General features: G+C 62.3%; 22 protein-coding genes and 1 tRNA gene. 4 read left to right on the top strand and 19 right to left on the bottom strand.

What is annotated here, in order from left to right; all coding sequences use genetic code 11:
- Positions 1 to 28: 28 nt before the first annotated feature.
- From NOCYR_RS07785 to NOCYR_RS07750, 8 genes are all read right to left on the bottom strand, one after another.
- Positions 29 to 985: an MlaD family protein gene (locus NOCYR_RS07785; protein ID WP_014349808.1), complete on the bottom strand. Its 957-nt coding sequence runs from the start codon at positions 983 to 985 to the stop codon at positions 29 to 31.
- On the bottom strand, positions 982 to 1,986 hold the full coding sequence (locus tag NOCYR_RS07780; protein WP_148280838.1) for an MlaD family protein: 1,005 nt from the start codon (positions 1,984 to 1,986) through the stop codon (positions 982 to 984). The genes NOCYR_RS07785 and NOCYR_RS07780 overlap by 4 nt, the downstream gene beginning before the upstream one ends.
- A 77-nt stretch (positions 1,987 to 2,063) precedes the next feature.
- Positions 2,064 to 3,167 carry an MlaD family protein gene (locus tag NOCYR_RS07775; protein ID WP_127516261.1) on the bottom strand — a complete coding sequence of 368 codons (1,104 nt, stop codon included), beginning with the start codon at positions 3,165 to 3,167 and terminating at the stop codon, positions 2,064 to 2,066.
- Positions 3,168 to 3,169: 2 nt separating this feature from the next.
- The gene (locus NOCYR_RS07770) at positions 3,170 to 4,132 is read right to left on the bottom strand and encodes an MlaD family protein (protein ID WP_048833144.1); all 963 of its coding nucleotides are present in this window, start codon (positions 4,130 to 4,132) and stop codon (positions 3,170 to 3,172) included.
- Between the two features lie 65 nt (positions 4,133 to 4,197).
- Entirely contained in the window at positions 4,198 to 5,217 is a 1,020-nt protein-coding gene (locus NOCYR_RS07765; RefSeq protein WP_014349805.1) for an MlaD family protein, read from the bottom strand.
- Positions 5,214 to 6,263, bottom strand: coding sequence for an MlaD family protein (locus NOCYR_RS07760; protein WP_081505339.1), 1,050 nt, complete (start codon positions 6,261 to 6,263; stop codon positions 5,214 to 5,216). Before NOCYR_RS07760 ends, NOCYR_RS07765 begins: the two co-directional genes overlap by 4 nt.
- A gap of 6 nt (positions 6,264 to 6,269) precedes the next feature.
- Positions 6,270 to 7,136 carry an MlaE family ABC transporter permease gene (locus tag NOCYR_RS07755; RefSeq protein ID WP_014349804.1) on the bottom strand — a complete coding sequence of 289 codons (867 nt, stop codon included), beginning with the start codon at positions 7,134 to 7,136 and terminating at the stop codon, positions 6,270 to 6,272.
- On the bottom strand, positions 7,137 to 7,973 hold the full coding sequence (locus NOCYR_RS07750) for an MlaE family ABC transporter permease (RefSeq protein ID WP_036542646.1): 837 nt from the start codon (positions 7,971 to 7,973) through the stop codon (positions 7,137 to 7,139). It abuts the gene before it with no gap.
- An 838-nt stretch (positions 7,974 to 8,811) separates the two neighbouring features.
- Between NOCYR_RS07750 and NOCYR_RS30720 the strand changes: the two genes are divergently transcribed.
- The gene (locus NOCYR_RS30720) at positions 8,812 to 8,943 is read left to right on the top strand and encodes a hypothetical protein (RefSeq protein ID WP_255220970.1); all 132 of its coding nucleotides are present in this window, start codon (positions 8,812 to 8,814) and stop codon (positions 8,941 to 8,943) included.
- A gap of 589 nt (positions 8,944 to 9,532) precedes the next feature.
- On the opposite strand, the gene NOCYR_RS07740 is transcribed toward NOCYR_RS30720, so the two are convergent.
- The 3 genes from NOCYR_RS07740 to NOCYR_RS07730 are packed head-to-tail and all read right to left on the bottom strand — an operon-like array spanning position 9,533 to position 12,464.
- Positions 9,533 to 10,735: an NAD(P)/FAD-dependent oxidoreductase gene (locus tag NOCYR_RS07740; protein WP_014349801.1), complete on the bottom strand. Its 1,203-nt coding sequence runs from the start codon at positions 10,733 to 10,735 to the stop codon at positions 9,533 to 9,535.
- Positions 10,732 to 12,120, bottom strand: coding sequence for a cytochrome P450 (locus NOCYR_RS07735; RefSeq protein ID WP_036542643.1), 1,389 nt, complete (start codon positions 12,118 to 12,120; stop codon positions 10,732 to 10,734). The genes NOCYR_RS07740 and NOCYR_RS07735 overlap by 4 nt, the downstream gene beginning before the upstream one ends.
- Before the next feature lie 23 nt (positions 12,121 to 12,143).
- The gene (locus NOCYR_RS07730; RefSeq protein ID WP_036542641.1) at positions 12,144 to 12,464 is read right to left on the bottom strand and encodes a 2Fe-2S iron-sulfur cluster-binding protein; all 321 of its coding nucleotides are present in this window, start codon (positions 12,462 to 12,464) and stop codon (positions 12,144 to 12,146) included.
- Positions 12,465 to 12,595: 131 nt separating this feature from the next.
- Between NOCYR_RS07730 and NOCYR_RS07725 the strand changes: the two genes are divergently transcribed.
- The gene (locus tag NOCYR_RS07725) at positions 12,596 to 13,603 is read left to right on the top strand and encodes a helix-turn-helix domain-containing protein (protein WP_048833994.1); all 1,008 of its coding nucleotides are present in this window, start codon (positions 12,596 to 12,598) and stop codon (positions 13,601 to 13,603) included.
- A 1,473-nt stretch (positions 13,604 to 15,076) separates the two neighbouring features.
- Here NOCYR_RS07725 and NOCYR_RS07720 read toward each other — a convergent pair.
- The 3 genes from NOCYR_RS07720 to NOCYR_RS07710 all read right to left on the bottom strand — a co-directional run bounded on the left by NOCYR_RS07720 (position 15,077) and on the right by NOCYR_RS07710 (position 17,143).
- Positions 15,077 to 15,511, bottom strand: coding sequence for a DUF6968 family protein (locus NOCYR_RS07720; RefSeq protein ID WP_014349796.1), 435 nt, complete (start codon positions 15,509 to 15,511; stop codon positions 15,077 to 15,079).
- 98 nt (positions 15,512 to 15,609) lie between these two features.
- Positions 15,610 to 16,326, bottom strand: coding sequence for a hypothetical protein (locus tag NOCYR_RS07715; protein ID WP_014349795.1), 717 nt, complete (start codon positions 16,324 to 16,326; stop codon positions 15,610 to 15,612).
- Positions 16,319 to 17,143, bottom strand: a complete 825-nt coding sequence (locus NOCYR_RS07710; RefSeq protein ID WP_197538408.1) for an aldo/keto reductase — start codon at positions 17,141 to 17,143, stop codon at positions 16,319 to 16,321. The genes NOCYR_RS07715 and NOCYR_RS07710 overlap by 8 nt, the downstream gene beginning before the upstream one ends.
- Between NOCYR_RS07710 and NOCYR_RS07705 the strand changes: the two genes are divergently transcribed.
- Positions 17,060 to 18,040 carry a tyrosine-type recombinase/integrase gene (locus tag NOCYR_RS07705; protein ID WP_178128356.1) on the top strand — a complete coding sequence of 327 codons (981 nt, stop codon included), beginning with the start codon at positions 17,060 to 17,062 and terminating at the stop codon, positions 18,038 to 18,040. The genes NOCYR_RS07710 and NOCYR_RS07705 overlap by 84 nt on opposite strands.
- 25 nt (positions 18,041 to 18,065) lie before the next feature.
- On the opposite strand, the gene NOCYR_RS07700 is transcribed toward NOCYR_RS07705, so the two are convergent.
- Positions 18,066 to 18,138 (bottom strand) — tRNA-Asn (locus NOCYR_RS07700).
- Positions 18,139 to 18,336: 198 nt separating this feature from the next.
- Here NOCYR_RS07700 and NOCYR_RS07695 point away from each other — a divergent pair.
- Positions 18,337 to 18,582: a hypothetical protein gene (locus NOCYR_RS07695; protein WP_014349793.1), complete on the top strand. Its 246-nt coding sequence runs from the start codon at positions 18,337 to 18,339 to the stop codon at positions 18,580 to 18,582.
- Positions 18,583 to 18,632: 50 nt separating this feature from the next.
- On the opposite strand, the gene dnaG is transcribed toward NOCYR_RS07695, so the two are convergent.
- From dnaG to NOCYR_RS07675, 4 genes are all read right to left on the bottom strand, one after another.
- Positions 18,633 to 20,564: a DNA primase gene (gene dnaG, locus NOCYR_RS07690; protein ID WP_048833134.1), complete on the bottom strand. Its 1,932-nt coding sequence runs from the start codon at positions 20,562 to 20,564 to the stop codon at positions 18,633 to 18,635.
- 83 nt (positions 20,565 to 20,647) lie between these two features.
- Complete coding sequence (locus tag NOCYR_RS07685; protein ID WP_014349791.1) at positions 20,648 to 21,901, bottom strand: deoxyguanosinetriphosphate triphosphohydrolase; 1,254 nt, start codon at positions 21,899 to 21,901, stop codon at positions 20,648 to 20,650.
- Position 21,902: 1 nt separating this feature from the next.
- A complete protein-coding gene (locus NOCYR_RS07680; protein ID WP_048833132.1) occupies positions 21,903 to 22,598 on the bottom strand; it encodes a YdcF family protein in 696 nt (231 codons plus the stop codon).
- A gap of 76 nt (positions 22,599 to 22,674) precedes the next feature.
- On the bottom strand, positions 22,675 to 23,283 hold the full coding sequence (locus NOCYR_RS07675; protein WP_048833130.1) for a TetR family transcriptional regulator: 609 nt from the start codon (positions 23,281 to 23,283) through the stop codon (positions 22,675 to 22,677).
- Positions 23,284 to 23,364 lie beyond the last annotated feature (81 nt).

The following is a 23,364-nucleotide window of genomic DNA, read 5'->3' as shown; positions in this document are numbered from 1 at the left end:
AGCTCCGGTGTCTCTCGTTCTTTCACATCTATTTGACGGCGATCCGCATTCGCAAAGCACCATCCCCCGTGACACTGAGTGCACGATCTATCAGGTCGCTTATGTTGATTTGCGCCATGGAGTTCGACGCGCTTTCCGCCAGTGGCTGTACCGCCGGGACCAGATCACGAAGATCGGGGCCGATCTCATTGATGTAAGACGTCACTTTATCAAGGAAGGGAATAAGTCCGTTTCCTTCGATATAGTCCCCGGGCATATTGCCGATTCGAGACAGTCGCGCCAGAGAGTCCGCGATGAGTGCGCCCCACGCTCCGGCTTCCTCCCACAGAGGGCCGGCGGCGGTCATCGACTCCTCGGCCCACTCCATATCAGCACCCATTGTTTGCAAATTCGTCAAGATATTACGGATTTCGGGTGACCTACTCAGAATCGTTTCCGAAAGCAGCGTTGTCGATGCCGCCAGACGCGGCATCACGGCTTCCGTTCCCGACAACGTCTGATCCAAGGTCTTGACGATATTGCTGATCGCCTGTGGGTTCAGTTGCTCGACCAGATGGGTGACAGTATGCGCCACATCAGGTATCGAGCGGGGTAGAACCACTTCAACCGCGTCGATACGCTGACCGTCGGCCAGGTAGGGCCCGGCATCAGTATCCGGTACGAACTCGATATAGGGCTCCCCCAACCCCGAAAGGTCCTCAACAGTAGCGCTGCCGGTCGCAGGAACCCTGTACTTGGGATCGAGACCCAGCACCAATTCGACACCACGCTCGGCCTTGTCGATAGAGTCGATCTCTCCTACCTTCACTCCTCTCAACAGGACCGGGGAACCGGGTAGCAAACTCCCGGTCCTCGGCAGCGCCATGGTCACAACAGTCCTGCCAGAAAACCAATCAACTCGAAGCACACCGAATGCTAGGTATGCGGTGCCCAAAACCAGCACGATTCCGATCGACACCAGGGATAGCACGGAACTCGACTTCATCGAACCACTCCGATCATCCGCAGCGACGCAAGAATACTGTCTATCCGATCGTCGTCCGATATGGGGCCGACGCCTTCAATGCCTACAATATTAACCTTCGGACCGCGCTCAACAAACGGAATAACCTTTTCGCGCAAAATGGCCACGGCTTTGTTCAAATTCGAGGGGGCGTTCAGATCAAGCGGGCGGCGAGTGAACAATAGCGGCACGAAGGCACGTGCGGCCTCATTGCCCGATTGCGCCAGGGGGCCGACCCACCGGAGAGATTCTGTGAGCAATTTGAATCCGTCGTACAACGTGATCAACCCGATCATGGAAGTCATCGAAGCAGCGGCCTGACTCACCCCCGACTCCGTCAGCAAATACTCCAATTCAGGGGTTCGACGCTGCACCACGTCCGTGTTCGCGCGCAGACCGTTCAGCATTGCGTCGACGGCATCCAGGTGGTTGGCCAGGTCAATGATATCCGCACCGACTACCTCGGATATCGAAGCAGTCTGCCGAGTGTCCATCGGCAGCACCCCGTTCACGCGGTTCATTATCTCCTGAGCCTGTTGAATCCCTCCTCCTTGGACGAAGGTCGCGAGTACGTTCATGGTGTCCTCAACCTGCAGCAGCGGCTTCGTCTTGTCCAATCCGATGGTGGCGCCCGGGGGAAGGGCATCCTGCGTGCCGGTCGGCGGAGTCATCAGCGCGATGGAGACATCGCCAAGTATCGTCGGCTGGCGGAGTTCAGCGGTGGTGCCGATCGGCAATCGAACCGACGCCATCAGGTCGACATCGACGGCAACATACCCGTCGTGGTCCTCGCCCGCGTCGACCAGTGACACATCGCGCACGACCCCTGCTCGCAGACCATCGACTGTAACCTTCGCTCGCGCTGGCAGATTCAAGGCGTCAGCGAACAGAATCCGGATACCGTACCGGTCTCCAGAAATTCCGGTCCCCGGAACGGGAACCTCCGCGGGATCGAATCCACATCCGGGAACTATGCACACCATTGCCACCGCGGCCGCAGCGATGAACCGACCACCACGCTCACGAGCAGATCGCGCCCATACGACTCGTCGCAGAACCATCACCGCGCACCTGCCGTCCCGAATATCAACGGAAGAACCGAAACCTTCTCCAACTCGTTCTCAGCGGACTTGCAGCTACCTGGCACGACACGCTCGATGGCCGCGCATACCCGCTCTGCGTCCGCCGGCGGCAGCTGAGCCACCGGCGCCGCGTAAGTCAGGATCGGTGAACCACCCTCCTGCGCCGTCGCCCTCTGAAAAGCCTGCACCAGCGGTGGCGTCAGGTCGATTATTTCTTGTACCGAGCCGATATTCGCACGGGCGAGACGCGCTAATGGGACTGTCGCGTTCAGCGCTTCGAGAATTTGGTCACCAAACATTGAAGTAATCTCGTTCAACCATGGCACAATGATCCGCAACGAATCGATAATCGACACGGTGCGCTCAAAGATGCCATGATCGATCACTTCGAGACCTGGAGCCAGACGAGTGATCATGGCCTTGATATCGCCCCATCCGCCGGCCATGCTGTCCGATAATGATCGCAGTGAGTCGATGAGCGCACCGATATGCCCGATAGCAGCATTGGGGGAATTGAGAGCACGACCCAACTTGAGGATCGTATCATTCATTTCAGGTCCTGTTCCGGATAATGCGGCATCTAAGGCCGCGAGCTCATCCGCAAGCCTTTCACGCTGTGTCGAATCATTTCCATCGGTGATCTCTGCAGCGAGGTTGCCCAGCGCATTCATAGTCTGCGACATGCTCTTTGGCGTCAGTGTACGGGTAATGCACTGTCCAGAATCCCATTCATGCTCGGCTTCGCTGTCATCGAGTAATGCAAGCGATCGGTCCGCGACGATTGTGTCGGATACGGTGGTAGCTGACACCTGACCGCGGGGCGAATGGCTTACCTCTACCTCGAATTCGACACGGACCATGTCACCATGAGGTTCGATACGCGTCACCGAGCCGACTCTGACCCCTCGCATGGTGACATGGTTCCCGGCGTACAAGCCGATTGCATCCGGCATATTCGCGCAATAGCTACGCATCCTCTTGGGAGGCTCGATGATCACGAAGTATCCGACGATCAGAATTGCACATACGACCGCGACACCGAGAACGGACATGAGACCCCGGGACGCCAAGAGCTTATTCATCGTCAGCACTCCTTTCCGGGGACCGGAATACACACCGACGGTACCTGGACAACTGTCGCGGATTGGTCGACCACGAGCCCATCCTTCGACGACGCGATCGGCTGGAGCCGCGCCAGTAGGTCGCGCGTATTCGTGACAACCTGTCCCATTTCTTCACCCAGACGTTCCAGCTCAGGGATGACGTCGGCCAGGGCTCGCGCAACGGATTGCAACCTGGATCGATACGCCGGCTCGAGGCCCGCGATACGCGCGAGAAGCTCGTCCATCAGCCGGACGGCTTCGTAGATCTCGGCCTTTTTGTCGAGGCCCACTGTCTCCATCAGATTGACGCTGTCGATCATTCCGCCGAGTGTCGCCTTCGACTCGTTGATCGCGCCGAGATACTCGTCCGCCATCGCGAGCGTGTCCGAAATGTCACGGTTCTGGCGGTCGAGGATGTCGACCAGAGATCCGAATGCCTCTGTTGCTCGGCGAATGCCGGACGGTCCACTGGCAATCGCAGCGTTCATGTTCGTCAAATTCTGCCGCAACGTATCGCCATCGATATCATCGATCGGCCGAATCGCGTCCTCAAAAGTCCGACCCAAGCTGTACGGAAGATGGACCCTCTCGGCGGGAATGGACGAGTGTAACGCAGAATTCCCCGCCGGCGTCACCGCGAGGTAGCGGCCGCCGATCAGTGTCAGCATACGGATATCGAGACTCGTCTGGTCACCGATGAAGATGTCGCTGTCGACGGTGAAGCTCATTCGAACGTTCCTTCGGCTCAGCTCGATGGACTTCACCGCACCAACCGGCACACCCGCGATTCGGACGTCATCGCCAACCTTGACCGAGCCCACTTCCGGCATTTCCGCCCAGTATGTGGACTCGTCGAAAGGTACTACGTAGACTACTACGCTCGCCGTCAAGACCGCTCCCATCACTGCGGCCCCGACGGCAGCCCAGCGCAATTCTCGGTCCATGCTTCGAAGGGGAGCACTCACCGTCTGCAACGCGGTACCCCCGCGAACACGGAATAGCTTACTGATCACCGCTCGCATATCGAGATCCTTTGCCCACTGATCAACACATGTAACGGCGCCGGAACTTCGGCGTTGCCGTTCGAGCAGTTACGATTGATGACCGGTCCATCGGCGGGAACCCACGCATTCAGTGTCTCGAGAACGGCCGGCAGCTTCCGCAGCACCTCGACCGCCTGTTCCGGGTCCGGAAATACTGCCCCCAACAGGGCATCGGCATCGGCGTTAGGTCCGGCCGTCAAGCCGAAGGCCTCGAGAAGGCCGTTCAATGGCGCGATCACGTCTGGTGCCATGAGGGCGAATTCGACAATTCCATCCACCTTGCTACGCAACGTGGACACAACCGAGGCCAGCTCCGAGACAAGTCGGACGAGATGCGAGGATCGGCCACCGATATGGTCGGATATCTCTTTGAGATTTCCGACCAGAACGGTGACTACCGCTTGCCTGTCCAGCGCATAGTTGGACAAGGCTTCGATAGAGTCGAGGACGGAACCGACGCCCGCTCCGTCTCCCTCGATGACAGCGATCATGTTCTCTGCGAACTTGTTCACCGCTTCGGGCGACAGCTCTGCGAGTACCGGTTGTAAGCCGTTGAATAAATCCGTAATGTCGAACGACGGGATCGTGTTGGCAATATCGATCTTATGTCCGGCCGTCAACTCCGCTGTGGTCGGCGATGATTGTTGAACATCGAGATATCGCTGTCCTACGAGGTTCTGATAGCGAATCGCCAGCACAGTGTTCTCGTAGATCGGGTGATTGCGCTGGACCGCAAATCCAACCACCGCTCGACCACTGGCATCCAAGGTAATCGATCGTACCTCGCCAACTCGAAGACCATCCATACGGACATCGTCGCCGGCCTTGAGGCCGTTCGCGTCGACGAATTCAGCCGAGAATTCTACCACGTCTCCAGATACGGGGCGTTGCACCGTCTGAACGATGATCGCGAGCAGCACAGTGATCACGACGGCAGACACGATAAGTTTTGCGCTGGTCGCCAGAAAACTTCGCTGTCTTGTCATCGGCCACCTCCGATGTTGGATGTCGGCGGAAGACCCGGCAAGAACGCGGTGAACGCTGGAACCATATCGAGAACCAACTCGATGTTCAGAATCGGACCGTCTGGAGTCGACGTGAATGATCGGTCTAGACGTGATAGGAGTTCAGTGAGCTGCATGCTCGAGGCGCCGGGGGTAGGTACCATTTTAGTGGCCGTTGACAGAACCGGAGCGAGCATAGCCGCATAGTCCGACAGATGACCCTGAGCCGCGAATAGAGTTTCCGCCAGCCCAGGAAAGAACTCCCGACCTACAGTATTGACTGTCGAATCGAACAGCTCACGATCTGTATTCAAGATCTCGATCGTGGTGAGCCGATTTATGAGGCCGACCGTACCGTCGATCATCGATGCAGTCCCGACTAGCATGGAACCGTATTGGTCCAGCAGCTGCGATATCGGCATCGTCTGGGTTTCAGCAATGTTCCGGCTGGATACAACGATTGCCTCCATGAGAGGTGTGAATTGCCGGGCTATTGTCGCGCCCCGTGTCAGGATCTCGGTCAATTCCGGGACGAGAATGTCTCCAGTTGCTTGAGCTACGCTGCGGATGAGAACACCCATCGTTGCGTCTCGTTGCCGGTCGGCTCGCGGCCCCGTCAAATCGACGATACTGCCATCCCGTAATGGAGCCCCACCATCACCTGGTTTCAGCGCAATTTCACTGATGCCGAACAAGTTCGATGGCGAGTAGTCGACGAACAGCCCGTCCGTGAGACCTGCCGATTCGGCGCTTTCCAGTCTGAGAATCAATTGTTTCGCCCCATCGTCCGATTCGATCGCCGAAACATCACCTATCTCGATACCGTCGAATCGAACGGGTGTTCCGACGGTGATTCCGTCGCCGATGGACTCGGTACGCAGCAGTACCACTATTCGATTATCATCCTGTAGGGCCATCACAACAGTCCAGGTCAAGGCTACTACGATCACTGTGATCACGGCGAGAACACCCAGCATGACCGATGACCGCTTCGATGTCGACACACCCGGCATTTCATAGCGAGACATCGTTTCTCACCCCGTAAATTCGATGGAGGAGTTGACGCCCCACAGGAGGAGGGTCAACACCATATCCAAACCGATGATTGCCACGAAGCTTGCTCGGACAGCACGTCCAGATGCGATTCCGACGCCTTCTGGCCCACCAACGGCGAAGAACCCATGATAGCTATGGATAAGAATCACAGCCGTCCCGAATACGAGAACCTTTATCACCGAGGCCGTCACATCCCAGCCGCTGATGAATTGATAAAAATAGTGATCGTAGACACCGGCGGCTTGGCCATGAAGTTGCACGATCACCGCGCGACAAGCGGCATAACTCAGGATCAAGGCGATCAAGAATGTCGGAATGATTGCCACGGCCCCGGCGATGACCCGGGTGGTCACAACGAACGGTATCGATCGCAGTCCAAGCGACTCGAGTGCATCGATCTCCTCGGAGATCCGCATAGCGCCGATTTGGGCCGTAATACGGCATCCGGCTTGTGCGGCGAACCCGACGCCCGCAGCAATCGGTGCAAGTTCCCGTGTATTGGCAAAGGCCGAAACGATGCCGGTCACCGGCCCCATGCTGATCAGGTTGAGAGTGGTGAAGGACTCTACACCGACCGAGCCTCCGATCACCAGACCGAGTACCACCAGCATCGGCACAGTTCCACCGCCGACGATAATGGCCCCTTGGCCCCATGTCATATCCGTGATCACGCGCATAGTCTCGGCTCGATATCGCCTGATCGTGAACGGGATCGCGGACAGCGCCTCCCAAACGAACGCGAGTACGAAACCGATCGACTCCAGGGGCGCGATGCGCGCTCCGAACGGCGCTATTCTTCTCCTGAGCCTCGCCAGCCGAGGTGGAGTAACCTTTACCTCCGACATCTAGGCCAGCCTCGTCGGAAGGAACATCGACACCAGCTGAGTAATTATGAGGTTCGTGATGGCGATGGAAACTACGGAGAGAACTACAGCCGCGTTCACGCCATCCGCCACTCCGCGCGGACCGCCTTTTGCCTCGAGCCCCCGCTGGCACGCGATCACGACCACGATGAATCCGAACAGCACGGACTTGGCTATCGAGACACCGATGTCCGCGACAACGGTGAAAGAGCCGAACGTTCCCCAGTAGCTGCCGGGGGTCACTCCCTGGGGGCCGATTGCGACCGCATATCCAGCTATCACGCCCGTGAAGATGATCAAGATATTGAGCATCGGCGCGACGAAAACCATCGCCACCATCCGAGGAATAACGAGTCGGTGCAAGGGGCTGATGCCCATCGTTCGCATGGCATCGATTTCTTCGCGAATGTTACGTGCACCCAGATCCGCCGCGATTGCGGCCGCTCCGGCCGCACCCAGCAGCAGCCCTGTTGCCATGGGGGCGCCCTGTTTGATCACACCCAATCCACCAGCGGCACCGAGCAGGGAGTCCGCCCCGATTTGATGAATCAAGTTTCCGACCTGGACGGAAACGATGACACCGAAAGGCACGGCCATCAGGATGGCCGGAATCGCAGTAACGGTGATCAGATACCAAGCTTGATTCAGTGCCTCTCGCCACTGGAATCTCAAACGAACGATATCGCTTACTGCTCCCGCAGCCGACTCAGAAGCCATCTGCGTCGACCGGCCAAAAGTTCTGAGCGCCGACACTACGGTTTCGGAAAAGTTTTCCCTGAGCAACCTCGTCGACGTCGATAGCGCGCTACGTTCAGGCATTACCACAGATTCCCGTCCTAACCAAGAGTATCGCTCCGCAACGCAACTGGCGCGCCCGCTAGGAAAGTGTCGACGATCCGGCATAGCTCGTTCTCCGAATGATCGGAATGGCTTCGCCGGTATGACGTACCTCGTCGGGTCATTATCGAGCGCACCCTGCTCACGGCACCTCCTTGTGCACTACTGCAAGTACCAGATACTCAGGGTATGAGTATGTGGTGCTGCTCACGCAGTGTCAATAGAGGATTTCGATCGATCCCGGGACGCGCGAGCGACCCTCTGGCAACCGAGCGATATCGCCCCGGCGAAAGTCGGCCGATAGCAACCGCGACGTGCGACGACACCATCCACATGAGCAGTCTCGCCCATCTACGGCCGAGGAAAGTGCGGTTGTGGTGCAGGGGCGGGTTGGCAGGCATCGGCCACCGAAGATACTCCCTCGGTCACTACTCCGGCTGCACTTTGCTCCGCTTCCGTCGCTGGGTGGCGCCGTTTCGCACTGCCTGCTTCGGCATTGCCAGTCCACCCATAAGCCCTGATCGACGGGAATGATCGCGACCAGGCAGCTCCGGCAGATGAACCGCCCGGGTGTGGTGCCCACGCATTTCGGCGGAATGAAAGCGGTCTCTGCGAGGCTCGGAGCGACCCGTAAGCCCTGCGCAATTGGGTGCGCCGCGCCGCGGTCGACACCGGCGGCGCCGAAGGCGTGTCGACGGAGGCAGCGAGGGAGATTTGCCAGCTGCACCGCACGAATAGGGAATCCGAGGAACGATCGGAATCCGCGAAGCGGCAACATCTTTCTTCGTGCGACTAGCGGCCGCGATAGCAGTGGCTGATCGTGCGCGGCAAGAAGGTCGGCATGACCAAACCGAACCAGGCCGCGTCGAGAGCGACCGACCTGGCGGACCGGCAGTTTCGGGTTCTGGCGCAGAACACGCGGCTCATGGCCGATTCACCTACATCCGCCTGATCACCGATGTTCGTCTACCGCGTTCGTCGTCGATGCCTACGCCAGCTGCGTCCTCGGCTCGGAATGCTCGACCAGCGAAGACGCCACGTTTGCGGAGAAGGCGATCCGGCCCGCGGTCGCTCTGCGGGCTCGCGAAGGTCTTCCGGTCGGTGGAGCGATACATCATTCCGATGTGAGGTCTCGATACACCGCAGTGAAACTCGTGGAAGCACTGGCGGTCTCGGATCTCCGGCGGTCGGTCGGGTCGGTCGGTGACGCCTACGCCAACGCGTTGGCAGCAACCACGATGCGGCTCCACACAACCGACGCGATCCCCAGCGATTCCTGTTTCGGCGCGATCCGCTGACCCGGCTCGACGACGTCGAGCTCCTCAGCGAGGACTGAGTCGGCTGGTTCAGTCCCGAATCGTGCACTGCTGGGGCTGCAACCATCGGCCGAACACGAGACGGGCTGCTATGCACTGAACGTCGCGCAATCGGCTGGGGGTTGGGTAAAACCGGTGCATCGAAGCGAGAGCGGGTCAGCCACCGCTGAGCTGGCCTACCGCCCCACGCACTGCCGCGTATCCATCACCCAACAGACCGTGGCCTCAGGCCGAGCCGGCGAGCAACAGTTCGTCCCGGTTGATGTGGAGTTGCTGCGTGATTGCCCGCTTACTGAATACGAAGTCGCGGGGGCGGTTGATACAGTCGGCGGCAACGAGCTCGCCGGCGCGGAGGTAGAAGCAGGTGAAGTCGCGGTCCCCGGTTGGGTCCCCGCTGAGGACGACTTCGTCGTATCCGGTGTTGAGGCCGGCGATCTGGAGCTTGAGATCGTATTGATCCGACCAGAACCACGGAAGCGCCGCTATCTTCCTGGACTTCCCGTTGATGGTCGCGGCCGCGACCTTGGCCTGCTCGCTGGCGCTCGGCACCGACTCCAGGCGTATACGGCGGCCGTAACGGGCCATCCGGTGACTGGCGCAGTCCCCAGCCGCGACGATATCGGGGTCACTGGTCTGAGCCTGGTCGTCGATTACGACTCCGTTGTCGACGACCAGATCTGCGGCGGCCGCGAGCTCGGTGTTCGGCTCCACGCCGATGCCGACGATGACGAGGTCGGCGGGAATCGCTTCACCACAAGACAGGACTACCTCTCGGACCCGGCTGTCGCCAGACACAGCCTCGACCAGCGCGTGCGTGCGGATGTTCACGCCCTCGTTCCGATGGATTCGGTCGAAGAACGCCGAGACCTGCGGGGCAGTGACCCGTTCGAGGACGCGCTCGGTCGCCTCGAGCACGGTGACTTCAAGACCCAAAGCTCGCAGGGAGGCGGCCGTCTCCAGTCCGATGTAGCCGCCGCCGACGATCACGGCCCGCCGCCCGGGGCGGGCAGCGGCTCGGATCATCTCGACATCGGCGGCGGTGCGTAGGTAGTAGACCCCTGCCAGATCGGCGCCCGAGGTGGCGAGCCGACGAGGGCGGGCACCAGTGCACAGCGCGAGCTTGTCATAGGGCAATGCGTCGCCAGTGCTCAGTGCGAGGCGACCAGCCGATCGATCGATCGCCTCTACTGTCGCATCCACGAGTTTGATTCCCTGCTTGCGATAGAATTCCGCGCTGCGGATCGCGAGCTCGTCAATTGTGCTCTTCCCGGCCAGATAGGCTTTCGACAGCGGAGGGCGTTGATAGGGTAGAGTCGGCTCCTCGCCGATGAGGACGACCTCGCCCGTCCACCCATCCTGGCGCAGACTGGCCGCGAGTTGGACTCCACCATGGCCGGCCCCGACGATGAGAGCTCGCTGTAGACTCATACGTCTGCCTTCGGAGTGAGGCGGACCATCATCTTGCTGATGCCCCGCACGAAGTTGGACTGCACGTACTCGGGCTCCCCCACGACCTCGATATTCTCGAAGCGAGGAAGCAGCTCCTCCCAGAGGATCCGAAGCTGCAGCTCGGCCAGCCGGTTGCCCATGCAGCGGTGGACGCCGAAGCCGAAAGCGATATGGTTGCGGGCGTTGGACCGGTCGATTATGAACTCGTCCGGTCGTTCGAACACGCGCTCGTCGCGATTGCCCGAGGCATACCACATCACCACTTTGTCGCCCTTGCGGATGTACTGGCCGTTCAGAATTGTGTCTGCCTTGGCGATCCGGCGCATGTAGGCCAGCGGAGTTTGCCACCGGATGATCTCCGAGACCATATTGGGGATCAAGCCCGGGTTCGCCTTCAGCTTATCGAACTGGTCAGGGAAGCGGTTGAGTGCAAGCACACCGCCGCTCATCGAGTTCCGGGTCGTGTCGTTGCCACCGACGATCAGCAACAAGAGGTTGCCCAAGAACTCCATCGGGCGGTCGATCAGATTTTTGGTGTTCTCGTTACCCTGCAACATGGTGATCAGATCGAAGCCGGGTTCCTCCCCGCCGGCTGTCCGGGCCGCCTTGTCGTGCCAGAGAGCGCTGAGACCGCGCGCCATATCGCGCATGCCGGGGAATATCTTGTCAAGGTCCGAGGGACCGCCATTGGCTTGCTCCATCGAGGTCGCGAGATCTGACCAGTAGACGAGCTTGCGACGCTGCTCGTACGGGAAGTCCAGCAGGGTCGCGAGCATTCGAGCGGTCAACTCGATCGAGACGTTCTGTACCCAGTCGAACGGCTGATTCACGGGCAGGTCGTCCAGCACTTCCTGGACACGCGATCGAATCAGACCCTCCATCTCACGCAAGTTCTTCGGTGCGACAACACCCTGGACCGCGGCCCGCTGCGTGTCATGGCGTGGTGGGTCCATCGCGATGAACATCTCGACATCCAGGAAGCGCGGCGGCGCCCCGATGATAATGAACGGCTCGGCGGAGAAGACCTCATGGTTCTTGTCGACGGCCACTATGTCGGCGTGACGCGTGACGGACCAGAATGGACCGAACGGACTGTTGGGCTGATAGTGGACCGGAGCCTCGTTGCGCAACCGCTCGAAGTAGTCCTGCCAGCGCCCCTGACGATAGAGGAAGGGGTTGCTGAGATCGATGTCGGCGAGCTCGACCTCATCGACAGGCGGGATGGGCTTCTCGACGAAGAGCTTCTCCCCATTCGTCCCGGTAACCCAGCGACGCGTCTTGTCGTACAGATGTGCGCCTTGGATCTGCAGATCCATCGGGATGGTCGACTGCACCTTGGCGGTGATTGCTGAAGGAATATTCATCACGATTCAACCGTCTCTCGTTGTCACATCTGGAACTCAGGCAATTGGACGGTCAAACCGTCCCAGTCCGCGGAGGCAATCATCTGGCAGGACAGCCGAGAGGTCTGCTGGCGCTCAGGGTTCATCGCAAGCATCTCCTCCTCTTCAGGGCCGGAGAAGCCGACCCGCTCGATCCAGTGCGGATCGACGATCACATGGCAGGTACCGCACGCGGCTTCGCCTCCGCAGTCACCGTCGATGCCGGGAACCGCATTGTTTGTCGCGACTTGCATCAGTGAGCGCCCCTCTTCGAGAGGCACCTCATGCTTCTCTCCGTCGTGGGAGACAAAGGTGACAACTGCCATGGCAACTCCTGATACGTAGCCTCGATGTGAATACCTGGTAAAAGTCTTGCCGAAGAGGTGATCGACGGCTATGTTCGACAGGGGCAGAAACTTGTGAATTCGGCTCAGCGAGATGACGGTGACATCAAATGATGGGGGCATACCGTGGCGACGCCGGTGTCCCCCCGCTCGTGTTCGTTCAGCTGCTCGAGAGCCAAGCGCTTGACCCAGATACCGTCGCACAACTTCGCAACATCATGGTTCGCGAAGGAATCGACGAGCCGGCCCTGATCAAGAATGACGTCCAGATCCCGCTGCGCTGGTTTCGGGAGGTCTACCCCGAGCTCGATGCCGACCAGGCAACCCTGCTCGGCTTCGCGTTCGCCGAACAGGCCCAGCTGACATCCTTCGGCCCGCTGAGTTTCCCGCTGGTGAGCGCCGGGTCGGTGGCCGAGATCGTAGAGCTGCTCACATACCTGCCGTTGATTTCGACAGCGGTCAGCCCACAGTTCCATCCAAGTGAGCACGGCCTCACTGTCGGGCTTACCGGACACACACGTGATCCGGCTCTGGACTGCCTGGTCGTCACCTACAGTGGGTCGGCGCTAGTGCGGCTGCTCGACATGCTCGCCGACGAAGTACGGACCATATCACTCCATCTGAGCTGGTCGGCGCCAGCCTTCCCGACCGGTCACGAAAATATGCTAGCCGGGCGCGTGTTCTTCGACGCTCCGACATCGTTCCTCCATATCCCTGCCGCCACGCTCAACGAGGTCTGCCGGTTCTCCGATCCCGTAGCGTATCGACTCGCCATCGTCGATCTGCAACGAACTCTCGACCAGCGCAGCGGAGCCATACCGTTGTCGGAGAAGGTACGACGGCTGTTGGAGAAAGACCCGGGACGAAGAAGTAGCCAGTCGGTCGCCCACGAGCTGTCGATGTCCACCAGCACGCTCAAGCGTCGCCTCGCCGAGGAGGGGACCACCTTTCGCGCGTTGTGCCAGTCAGTCCTGCGCGAACGTGCGATGCTGCGGCTACTCGACCGATCCATGTCGGTGAGTGAGATCGCCACGGATCTCGGATACAGCGACCTCGCCAACTTCTCACACGCCTTCAAGCGATGGACCGGCCGCTCTCCCAACGAGTTCCGGCGTACATGACACGCGAGTTGTCCGAGCAGTTCGGAGGATTCGCCTGCGGCTACGTGCGGGCGAGGCCTACTGTTCGGCGGATGTCCGCTGCTGGTAGGGCGAGAGCTTATTCTTCGTTCCGAGTGTCGACATCTCACCAAATAGGCCCGATGACTCTCACCCCTGTGTCGTCGATCGGGCGCGAACCGTTCAGGGTCGAAGACCTCGGAATCGGTCTTGTGTTGGGGCGCGTGGTGATTGACTGCGGGAGCACCGTGAGCAGCGATTCAGAGGGAAACAATGTCCGAGCAGGTCGGAATCCGCGTCTTGTTGCGCTGACCAGAGGTACCGGGGCAGCACGAGGGGCTCCTTGATCATCAGGGCGTGGGAGTTGGGTTTACCGAGGCCGTTGATGACGTTGACACCGTGCCGAGCACTACCGAGTCCGCCCTCGCGGGCTCCTGCCATTCCGGGTGCTTGACAGGGAAGTACGCGGCGGCCGTCGTAGTGCTGGTCGCAGTATCATGAGCAGACGTATCCCGGAGACGCAGTCGGCGCTACGGTCGGCGCGGCCGGGCCAGCGGAACGATGGCGTCCCTCAGGCCAGGGTGGCGTAATCTCTGAATCTCAGGTTTCATGGAGTCGGGAGAATTGGCAGACACAGGATTGAACAGAGCGTCCTATGCTGATTCGACACGATCAATTCACTGCCGTTCTTGGCTCCACGCCGTCTGGGCTGCCCCTCCCGCAACGGGCCTACGCGACAGCCCCACGAACCGCTTCGTCGAGCTTCTCCTTCTTCTCATCGGTTGTAAGTGACCGAGCGCGAGTGTCGGGCCGCTCCGCATTCAATGCGATGGGCTGGGGGACTGGTCATGCCATCACATACGCCGTTAGCCGAGGTGTGATTCTCATTCGGAGTACCGACCGGTCCGACCACCGCTTCACAGTGGGGCCGTTCGGGCAGATTCACCTGCCCGTCGCCATTCACCGCGCCCTCGGTATCCTCCCGGGAGATTGCGTCCTACTCATCCCATTGCCGGAGTGCGCTACTGTCGCGGTCATCCCACCCGGAGTTGTCGAGGACACGCTCTCCGATGGTCTTGGCGATCGGTCGGCAGCGCCATGACCACCAATGATCTAGAGGTCGCACGGGCACTTCTCGCTCGCCTCGGTGTCCAGCCCGAAGCACTGCTGCGAACGCCACACGAGAATGGTCGAACTCCAACCTTTGCCGAGTACACACAGCGGGTCGAGGCAGCGGTGTCGGAAGGCGCGGCGGACCTACCTCCGCTACTGGCGAAAGCTTGCGCAGCGGAGGCCGCACCGCGGCATAGACGAACCAACCTCTCTCGAGCTTCAGGCACTTGTCGAAGAAGCCCGCCAGAACGCAATCGTTCGACGGAACAGCCGTGGCGGACGCTCCGCCGCTGAGCGTCCATGGCTGCCAGCCAGTCGCGAAAGGCTGGATCCTGCTGGGCATACTCGAACCCAGCATCCTGGTCATCGTTGCTCATCGTTGCCTGCCCATTGCGTCGTTCTCACCGTCGCCCGTGCATTCTCCGACTGCTGCCGCTCCGACGCGGTCGACTGTTCACGTTGCGCACCGGCGTCTTCCGTGCGGAGGCAGGCGAGAAGGTCGTGGCCGAATCGCGGTGGGACGAGTCCGAGATCGGAGCTGGCGTTCCACAGACAACCGGCGTCGGAGACGATGCGATCAGCGAACTGGAGGGCCTGGATCAGCGCATGCTCCGAATCGACTCCGCCGATCGTGTACACCGTCGTGTGTTCTGGGATGCCGTCGATTCGGATCGAGCACCCGTAGCCACTGCCGCCGTCGAATTGAGCGGGTAGTGCGAACTTGACCAGAACCCGCTCGCCATTTCTGGTCAGCTCGCGTTCGGCGATCGGCGGGCCGATGAACTCTCGCAGCTGCACGGCCCGATCCTATGATCAGTCGCTACCGCGAACACGAAATTCGGCGAGCTGAATCGAAATGACGGCGCTCTGCGGTGTGGCCGAGATGACTGTCACTGTCACCGCCGTTTCCTGCTCCCGCCCTCTGTGCCAGGTTCCAGGTATTTGGGCAGTGTCAGTGCGGCGTCGATGGTTGCGCGCATGTTGTCGAGGAAGGGGAAGAGTACGCCGTCCCATTCGTCGGGTTTGCTGATTTGTGCGGCGAGGAGGCGGCGGAAGTATTGGCTTTTGGCGCCGGTGGCGATAGCGATGGCACCGCCGTGGGTGTCGGAGTGGGTGAACAGGTAGGGGTGCCCGTCCCCTCTGGCGACGGTATCGCGGGCGGCGTCGAGGTAGGTGCTGGTTTCGGTGGTGGTGAAGTCGCGTTGTAGTGCGGTGAGGTAGATGTCGGTGGTGCCGATCGGGGCGACTTGGGTGTGGGCGTGGTCGGCGCAGGCGCCGCCTTTTTCCCGGAAGTTCTTCGCGCCGTGCTCGAAAACATGGGCTTCTGCCCCGAATTCGGCGGTGAGCCAGGTTTTGACACCGGTGAGGAGGGTGTCGAATTCGGTGTCGAGGTGGTCTGGGAGGTAGCCGAGCGACAGGATGTGCTCGCGCGGGATGATGAGGGTGTAGCCGGGGACGAGGGCGCCCGCGCCGGGGACGACGATGAAGTTCTCGCTTTCGTAAAGTAGATACGATTCGCCGATGTCGCGGCCGAGGAGGTCCCACAGCAGGTGGGAGTCGGGGCGGCGTTCGATTTCGGCGCAGGAGATGCAGATTGCACGGCGGTCATCCATGGTGAGCGTCTTTCGGTTGTGGTTCGTCGGTGAAGACCTGCCCAGTGGCGTCTAGCCGCTGTTGAACGTCGGCCGTGATGCGGCGCGCGGTGTCGATGGTGTGGGCAGGCGGCGGGTCGCCGAGGCAGGTCATGTTGGTGGTGATCTGTTCGGCTCTGGTGACTCCGACCAGGACTGCGGCGTTGTCACTGCGTTGCAGGCACGACCACAGAGCGATGCGGATCAGGTCAGCGGGGTCGGGGCCGGCGAGGCGTCGGAGTTGGTCGAGTCCGTCGGTGATGATCGTGACTGCCGTCGGTGTGAACCAGCGTTTGCGGGATCGGTGGTCGCCGGGTCCGAATTGGCGGGGCCGGGTGGGGTGGTGGCTGCCGGTGAGCAGGCCTTGGGCGAGGGGTTTGGTGATCAGGACGCCGCAGTTGTGGTGGTCGGCGAGTTGGAAGATTCCGGCCCGGGATTGGGGCGTGAGCAGGTTGTCGCGGACGGCCAGCACGTCTGGGTCGATGTTGTTGAACAGTTGCACGAAGCGCTGGTATTTGTTGCCGGTGGTGGCGCCGGTGAGCCGGTCAAGGGCGTGCCGGTGTGGCCCGCGCATGCCGATCGCGCGGATGAGCCCTTGGTCGCGGAATCTGCGCATGGTGTCGATTGCTGCGTCGAGGTAGGTGTCGTTGCCGCCGAAGTCGGGGTGGTGGAAGAAGTAGATGTCGAGGTGGTCGGTGCCGAGGTTGTGCAGGGTTTGTTCGAGCTGGTGGCGCATGTGCAGGGGCTGATAGCCGTGTGCGGCCGTTCCGCGGAAGTATCCGACCTTGGAGGTGATCACGACGGCGTCGCGGGGCAAATTGAGGTCCCCGAATGGTGGACAGGGGGTCAAGCGGCTGTAGCAGCGCACATTGGTGTCGATGAGTTCTGCTTCATCTTGGCATCGGTGTATTGGTCCACGGTGCCATGCCCACGGAAACTGACCAAAGCCGAGGAGAAGCGAGGGATCCGTTCCTATACCCCTCCGACGGTCGCACAATTCTGCGAGGGCGCAGACCTCGCCGACGTTATCGCGATCATGGGCGCAACCGGCCAACGCCCCAGCCAGGTGCTCGGCCTCGCATGGCCGTTCTACGACCGGGAACGCCGGACAATCCGGACTGTCGGCAAGGTCGTGCGCATCCCTGGAAAGGGACTGGTCCGCGTCGTCAACGACGACGACCCGAAGAATCCCCAAGGCACGATTGCGCTCCCCGATTTCGCCGTTGAGGTCCTCGACCGACGGTGGGAGCTGCTACGGAAGAGGAAGCGGGACTGCCCACCCCCTGGCAACTACGACGTTGACCTGATCTTCCCGACATCGAAATGGACACTGCGCGACCCGGTGAACGTCAACCATCAATGGCAACGTGTCCGCGAGGCCCTCGGGCTACCGGACGATGTCGTCCCCTACTCGTTCCGCAAACTCGTCGCAATGATCTTGGATGACGAAGGGTTGTCGGCGAGGGTCACCGCCGACGTCCTGCAGCACGCCGATCCGGCCATGACTCAGCGAAAGTACATGGCCCGAGGGCGGGTGCATCACACCGCGGCTGCGGTCGTCCACAGTGCGGTGATGGCCGGGCTCGGCAAGCCGGCGCAGGATGACGCCGCAATCGGACGTGACGCGACTTTCTTGAGACTTAGTTGCGAGTTCGGCGGCCGTGGTACGAAAATGGCCCCTGACCGTGCAGAGTGAACTGCTGGTCAGAGGCCTTTTCCTGCTCCCCCATCTGGACTCGAACCAGAAACCTGCCGATTAACAGTCGGCTGCTCTGCCAATTGAGCTATAGGGGACTATCCTGTGGGCTCTTCCTGTACTGGGCGAGCCGAGGTGAAACTTTAGCGTATGGGTGGGCGGGGGCCCAAATCGTGTTGTCAGAGGGGGTGGAGGGGGCGCTGAGCGGGGAGTCTGCGGGTGGGCGGATCGACAGGGATGGTGGGTGTCGGGCAGGATGTAGGCCGCGGACAGGCGAACGGGAGGAGCTCGAACAGATGCTGCGGTTGATGATCGGCATCGCGGCCGGGTATGTGCTCGGCAGCAAGGCCGGGCGGGCGCGCTATGAGCAGATCAGCGCGGCCACTCGCGCGGTCACGGGGAGCCCGGTCACCCGCAAGCTCGTCCAGGTGAGCAGGCAGAAACTGTCGGACAAGCTCAGCACCCGGCCGGCGTTGGAACCGATGGAGCCGATCGACGAGCGCACCACCGTGCTGGTGCCGCACGACCAGCTGCGGCGCTGAGCCGCGGAGCCGTCGGTCGGTGAACCGACGAGGAACTCGCGGAAAGTCACTCAGTGCGGGGCGAAGTCGTCCGAATTGCCCATGGCCTGCTCGAGCAGGCTCTTGCGGTACTGCTCCAACGCCACCAGATCACCGAACAATGCCAGGTAGGCCTCGGATTGTTCGGTGGACGACACCCGGTGCAGTTTCGATTTCAGTTCGGCGATCTGGCGGCCGACGAAGCCTTCCTGCGCGCGGGCCAGGACACCGGTAATGAAGCGCGGGATGTCGTCGGCCGACTTCACCGGCAGCGGTTCGCTCGCCAGTTCCGAGATCAGCGCGCGGACGGTGAGGTCGTCGGTGCGGTCGGATACCGCGCCGACCCATTCGGCGCCCACCAGGCCCGCCGCGGTGCCGCCGGCCTCGGCGATGAGGGTGCGGATGGTCACATAGGCGGGGTGGGTGAACGTCTCGGTTTCCAGCGCGTCGAATGACGGGCCCGCGATGGACGGGTACTGCAATCCGGCCGCGAGCGCTTGGCGTTGCGGTAGCAGCGTCGGATCGTTCGGATTCGGCCGCGCTACCGGGGCATCGGTCGTGCCGTTCTGCTCGCGCGGCCGACGCGCGGAACCAGTGGCCGCACCGCCGGTGCGCAGCCGTTTGGCCTCTTCTTCGACGCGGCGGTAGACGGTCTGCACATCCAGCCAGCCGGTGCGATCGGCGAGATCGGTGGCGTAGCGCTTGCGCCGGCCGTGGTCTTTGATCTGCGCAACCAGCGGCACACCCCAGCGCAGCACCTCGACCTGGCCGTCGCGGGTCAGGTCGTTGATGCGGGGGTCCTTGCGCTTCTCGATCTCGCTGTCGAGGGCGAATTCGAACAGCAGACGCCGTTTGGCCACCACATCGCGCAGGGCGGCGTCGCCGGAATGCTGGCGCAGCTCGCAGGGATCCTGCCCGTCGGGGGTTGTGGCGACATAGATCTGGGCGGCGACCTTCTGATCGTTGAGGAAGGCCTTGAGCGCCGCCGCCTGGCCCGCCGCGTCACCGTCGAAGGTGAAGATGATCTCGCCGCGCCAGAAATTGTCGTCCATCAGCAGCCGGCGCAGGATGGCCAGGTGGTCGTCGCCGAAGGCCGTACCACACGCGGCCACAGCGGTTTTCACACCGGCCAGATGCATGGCCATGACGTCGGTGTACCCCTCGACGACCACCGCCTGATGCCCCTTGGCGATCTCGCGTTTGGCGTGATCGAGCCCGAACAGCACCTGAGACTTCTTGTACAGCACCGTTTCCGGTGTGTTGACGTACTTGCCCGGCATGGTGTCGTCGTCGAAGAGCTTGCGCGCACCGAACCCGATGACCTCGCCGGCCAGATTGCGGATGGGCCACAGCAGCCGACGGTGGAAGCGGTCGATCGGGCCGCGCCGGCCCTCCCTGGACAGGCCCGCCGCCTCGAGTTCCTTGAACTCGAAGCCTTTGCGCATCAGGTATTTGGTGAGGGTGTCCCAGCCGGCCGGTGCGTAACCGCAGCCGAAGTGGGCGGCCGCGGCGGCGTCGAAATTGCGCTCGGTGAGGTAGGCGCGGGCCGCCTCGGCTTCGGGTTCGCGCAGCCGGGCCATGTAGAACTCGTGCGCGGCCGCGTTGGCGGCGACCAGCCGGGCGCGGGTGCCGCGGTCACGCTGGACCGAAGTGCCGCCGCCCTCGTAGTTGATCTGGTAGCCGACCTTGTCGGCGAGCTGCTCGACGGCCTCGACGAAACCGACGTGCTCGATCTTCTGGATGAAGGCGTAGACGTCACCGCCCTCGCCGCAGCCGAAGCAGTGGAACAGGCCGTGGTTGGGCCGCACGTGGAACGACGGCGATTTCTCGTCGTGGAACGGGCACAGGCCCTTCATCGAATCGGCGCCGCCGCGCTTGAGCGCGACGTACTCCCCCACCACGTCCTCGATCCGGACGCGTTCGCGTATCGCTGCGATATCGCGATCTGGGATTCGTCCGGGCACTGTTGAAGTCTAGCGGGCGGCGCCGGACGCGGGCCGCGGAGCCATCGCCGGCTCGAGCCGTCACGCTCGGCGAGCGGCACCCCTCAGTGCTCGAGCCGAGCGGCGATCCGTTCCAGCCGGCTTTCGGTGTAGGAGGCGATCTGGTCGACGATCACCCGCGCGCGGGCGGTGTCGTCGGCGGCGGCATCCCACCACGGCAGCAGCAGCGGATCCAGGCCCGCCGGCGCGGCCGCGAGCAGGCTCTCCGCGACGGCGGTGATGCGGTCGCGCTGGGCGGCCTGACGCAGTTTGTGATCGGGATCCGACATCACATAACGCAGCGCCACCGTTTTGAGGATGGCGACCTCGGCAGCGACGATGGGCGATATCTCCAGGTCGGCGGCATACCGGGTGAGCGGTCCCGGCCCGGCCACGCGACGGGTATCGACGACCGCGGCGGTGGCGAACCGGCCGACAAGCTCGCTGGTCAGCCGTTTCAGCGCGACCGAATCGGTGAGCGAGCCGTCGTAGGTGAACACCCGCCGGACCACCGGCAGTTCCGACAACCGCTGGGCGGCGGCCACCAGATCGTCGACCGACAGCGACCGGTGATGCACATGACCCATCTCGGCGAGCGCGCGTTGCTCGACCCGGTCGGCCAGGGCGCGCAGGTCGATGCGGCCGGCGATGATGCCGTCCTCGACATCGTGCACGGAGTAGGCGACGTCGTCGGACCAGTCCATGATCTGGCATTCCAGGGTCTGGCGGCGCGGCGGTGCACCCTTGCGGACCCAGGCCAGCCGGTCGGCGTCGATGTCGTAGGCGCCGAACTTGGTGCCGGAACCGGTGCGCTGCCACGGGTATTTGATGGCGGCGTCGAGCGCGGCCCTGGTCAGATTGAGGCCGGCGCTGGTGCCGTCGGCCTCGAGCACCTTGGGTTCGAGACGGGTGAGGATGCGCAGGTTCTGGGCGTTGCCCTCGAATCCGCCGTACCGGTCGGCCCAGATATCGAGTGCCTGCTCGCCGTTGTGGCCGTAGGGCGGGTGGCCGATGTCGTGGGCGAGCCCGGCCAGATCGACCAAATCGGGATCGCAGCCGAGGCCGTCGGCGATGCCGCGGCCGATCTGGGCCACCTCGATCGAATGGGTGAGCCTGGTGCGCGGGGTGTCACCGTCGCGTGGGCCCATGACCTGGGTTTTGTCGGCCAGCCTGCGCAGGGCGGCCGAATGCAGGACACGGGCGCGGTCACGGGAGAAGTCGCTGCGATGGCCGTTGCCGTCGCTGGTGAGCCCGGCGGTTTTCGGACCTTCCAGGACCAGGCGTTCGCGGTCGTGCGCGCTGTAGCCGTCGGCGCTCATGTCATTGCCCCGCGGTGTAGCTGAAGTCGGCGGAGAAGTGGGTGAGCTGATACCACAGCAGCGCGAACGTCTCCCGGAAGATGCCGTGGGCCTGCGATTCCCTGGTGTAGACGGCGGGCCCGGTGCGGGTGGGCGCGGTCCAGGCCTCCAGGCCGGCGTCGCGGGCCATGGTGCGGGTGCGCAGCGAATGCCAGGGATCGCTGACCAACACCGCCGACGACATATCGCGGGCGCGCATGGCGGTGGCGACGGCTTCGACGCTGCGCAGGGTGTCCGATCCGGTCTCCACGGCGAGGATCCGGTCGGCGGGTATGCCTCGGTCCATCAGATAGTTCTTCCCCGATGCGGCCTCGGTATACAGATCGCCTTCCTGTTTTCCGCCGACGGTGATCACCCGCGGGGCGACGCCGGCCTCGAACAGGTTGTAGGCCTGATCGAGCCGCGCCTCGAACACCGACGACGGCGTGCCGGAATACTGCGCGGCGCCCAGCACCACGATGGCGTCGGCCTTGCGGTAGTCGTCGATGCGCGCGACCTGCCAGACCCGGAACGCGGTGCCGAACACCAGCGCCATCCCCACCAGCACCACCCCCGCGACCAGCCGCCACCCCCATCGCAGCATGCCCGCTCCTCCTCGCCGTGGCACCGCCGGTTCGGTGACAGTGCCCGTCCGTGTGCGCAGTGGTGCCGAATTCACCCCTCGAGTTTGCCAGCTGGGTGGGGCGGTTCCCCGTGCGCGAAGGTTCTCCATCGAATCGTTATTGATCTCCGCCTCAGCCGTCCTCGGGCCGGTGTGCCGGGGTTTTCCGGGTGGCGGCCGCGGTTTCGTTGTCGGCGGTGAGCCGGTAGATGGTGCGCTCGAGGGTGGGCAGGATGTCGGTGATCTCGATCGACCCGATGGCGAAGGCGCCGATCAGCGCCAACGTCATATTGGTCATGATCAGCGCGACGTCCTCGGCGTAGATCGGGTCGAGCTCGCTGAGCAGGCCGAGCGCGACCGGCAGCACCGCGTTGAAACCCTGGGTATCGAGGCGCTGGCCGCCGGGACCGAGGCGGGCCCGGTGGTAGGCCTCGAGCATCTTCGGGTTGCGCTCCCAGGGCTCGAAGACGGTGCGCAACACCATCGTCAGGCCTTCACGCACGGTGACGTCGGCGGGCAGCGGCGTCATTTCCTTATAGGTGTTGTCGGCCATCCACTGCTCGACCGCGGAGACGATCAGCTCGTCGCGGGTCGGGAAGAGTTTGTAGACGGTCGCGAGGGAGACGTGCGCGCGACGGGCGATCAGCCGCAGTTGGACCGCGTCGTAGCCGTCGGTCTCGAGCACGTCGAGCACGACCGCGATGATCTGTCCCGATATCTCGGATCCTCGCCCGCTACCCATCTTGGTGACAGTAACCCGGACGTCCAGTAACGGGGTTACCAGCATCGAGTAACCGTGTTACCCTCTCGTGAGCCGCTTCAC

Origin of the sequence: Nocardia cyriacigeorgica GUH-2 (genome assembly GCF_000284035.1) — a bacterium.
Classification (GTDB): Bacteria; Actinomycetota; Actinomycetes; order Mycobacteriales; family Mycobacteriaceae; genus Nocardia; species Nocardia cyriacigeorgica_B.
This window is presented reverse-complemented; position numbering and strand designations above follow the sequence as displayed.

Bases quoted from the DNA above. Each gene is read 5' to 3' on its own strand.
- NOCYR_RS07785 (WP_014349808.1), bottom strand. From the start codon at position 985: ATGAAGTCGAGTTCCGTGCTATCCCTGGTGTCGATCGGAATCGTGCTG.
- NOCYR_RS07780 (WP_148280838.1), bottom strand. From the start codon at position 1,986: ATGGTGTGCATAGTTCCCGGATGTGGATTCGATCCCGCGGAGGTTCCC.
- NOCYR_RS07775 (WP_127516261.1), bottom strand. From the start codon at position 3,167: ATGAATAAGCTCTTGGCGTCCCGGGGTCTCATGTCCGTTCTCGGTGTC.
- NOCYR_RS07770 (WP_048833144.1), bottom strand. From the start codon at position 4,132: ATGGACCGAGAATTGCGCTGGGCTGCCGTCGGGGCCGCAGTGATGGGA.
- NOCYR_RS07765 (WP_014349805.1), bottom strand. From the start codon at position 5,217: ATGACAAGACAGCGAAGTTTTCTGGCGACCAGCGCAAAACTTATCGTG.
- NOCYR_RS07760 (WP_081505339.1), bottom strand. From the start codon at position 6,263: ATGTCTCGCTATGAAATGCCGGGTGTGTCGACATCGAAGCGGTCATCG.
- NOCYR_RS07755 (WP_014349804.1), bottom strand. From the start codon at position 7,136: ATGTCGGAGGTAAAGGTTACTCCACCTCGGCTGGCGAGGCTCAGGAGA.
- NOCYR_RS07750 (WP_036542646.1), bottom strand. From the start codon at position 7,973: ATGCCTGAACGTAGCGCGCTATCGACGTCGACGAGGTTGCTCAGGGAA.
- NOCYR_RS07740 (WP_014349801.1), bottom strand. From the start codon at position 10,735: ATGAGTCTACAGCGAGCTCTCATCGTCGGGGCCGGCCATGGTGGAGTC.
- NOCYR_RS07735 (WP_036542643.1), bottom strand. From the start codon at position 12,120: ATGAATATTCCTTCAGCAATCACCGCCAAGGTGCAGTCGACCATCCCG.
- NOCYR_RS07730 (WP_036542641.1), bottom strand. From the start codon at position 12,464: ATGGCAGTTGTCACCTTTGTCTCCCACGACGGAGAGAAGCATGAGGTG.
- NOCYR_RS07725 (WP_048833994.1), top strand. From the start codon at position 12,596: ATGGGGGCATACCGTGGCGACGCCGGTGTCCCCCCGCTCGTGTTCGTT.
- NOCYR_RS07715 (WP_014349795.1), bottom strand. From the start codon at position 16,326: ATGGATGACCGCCGTGCAATCTGCATCTCCTGCGCCGAAATCGAACGC.
- NOCYR_RS07695 (WP_014349793.1), top strand. From the start codon at position 18,337: ATGCTGCGGTTGATGATCGGCATCGCGGCCGGGTATGTGCTCGGCAGC.
- NOCYR_RS07685 (WP_014349791.1), bottom strand. From the start codon at position 21,901: ATGAGCGCCGACGGCTACAGCGCGCACGACCGCGAACGCCTGGTCCTG.
- NOCYR_RS07675 (WP_048833130.1), bottom strand. From the start codon at position 23,283: ATGGGTAGCGGGCGAGGATCCGAGATATCGGGACAGATCATCGCGGTC.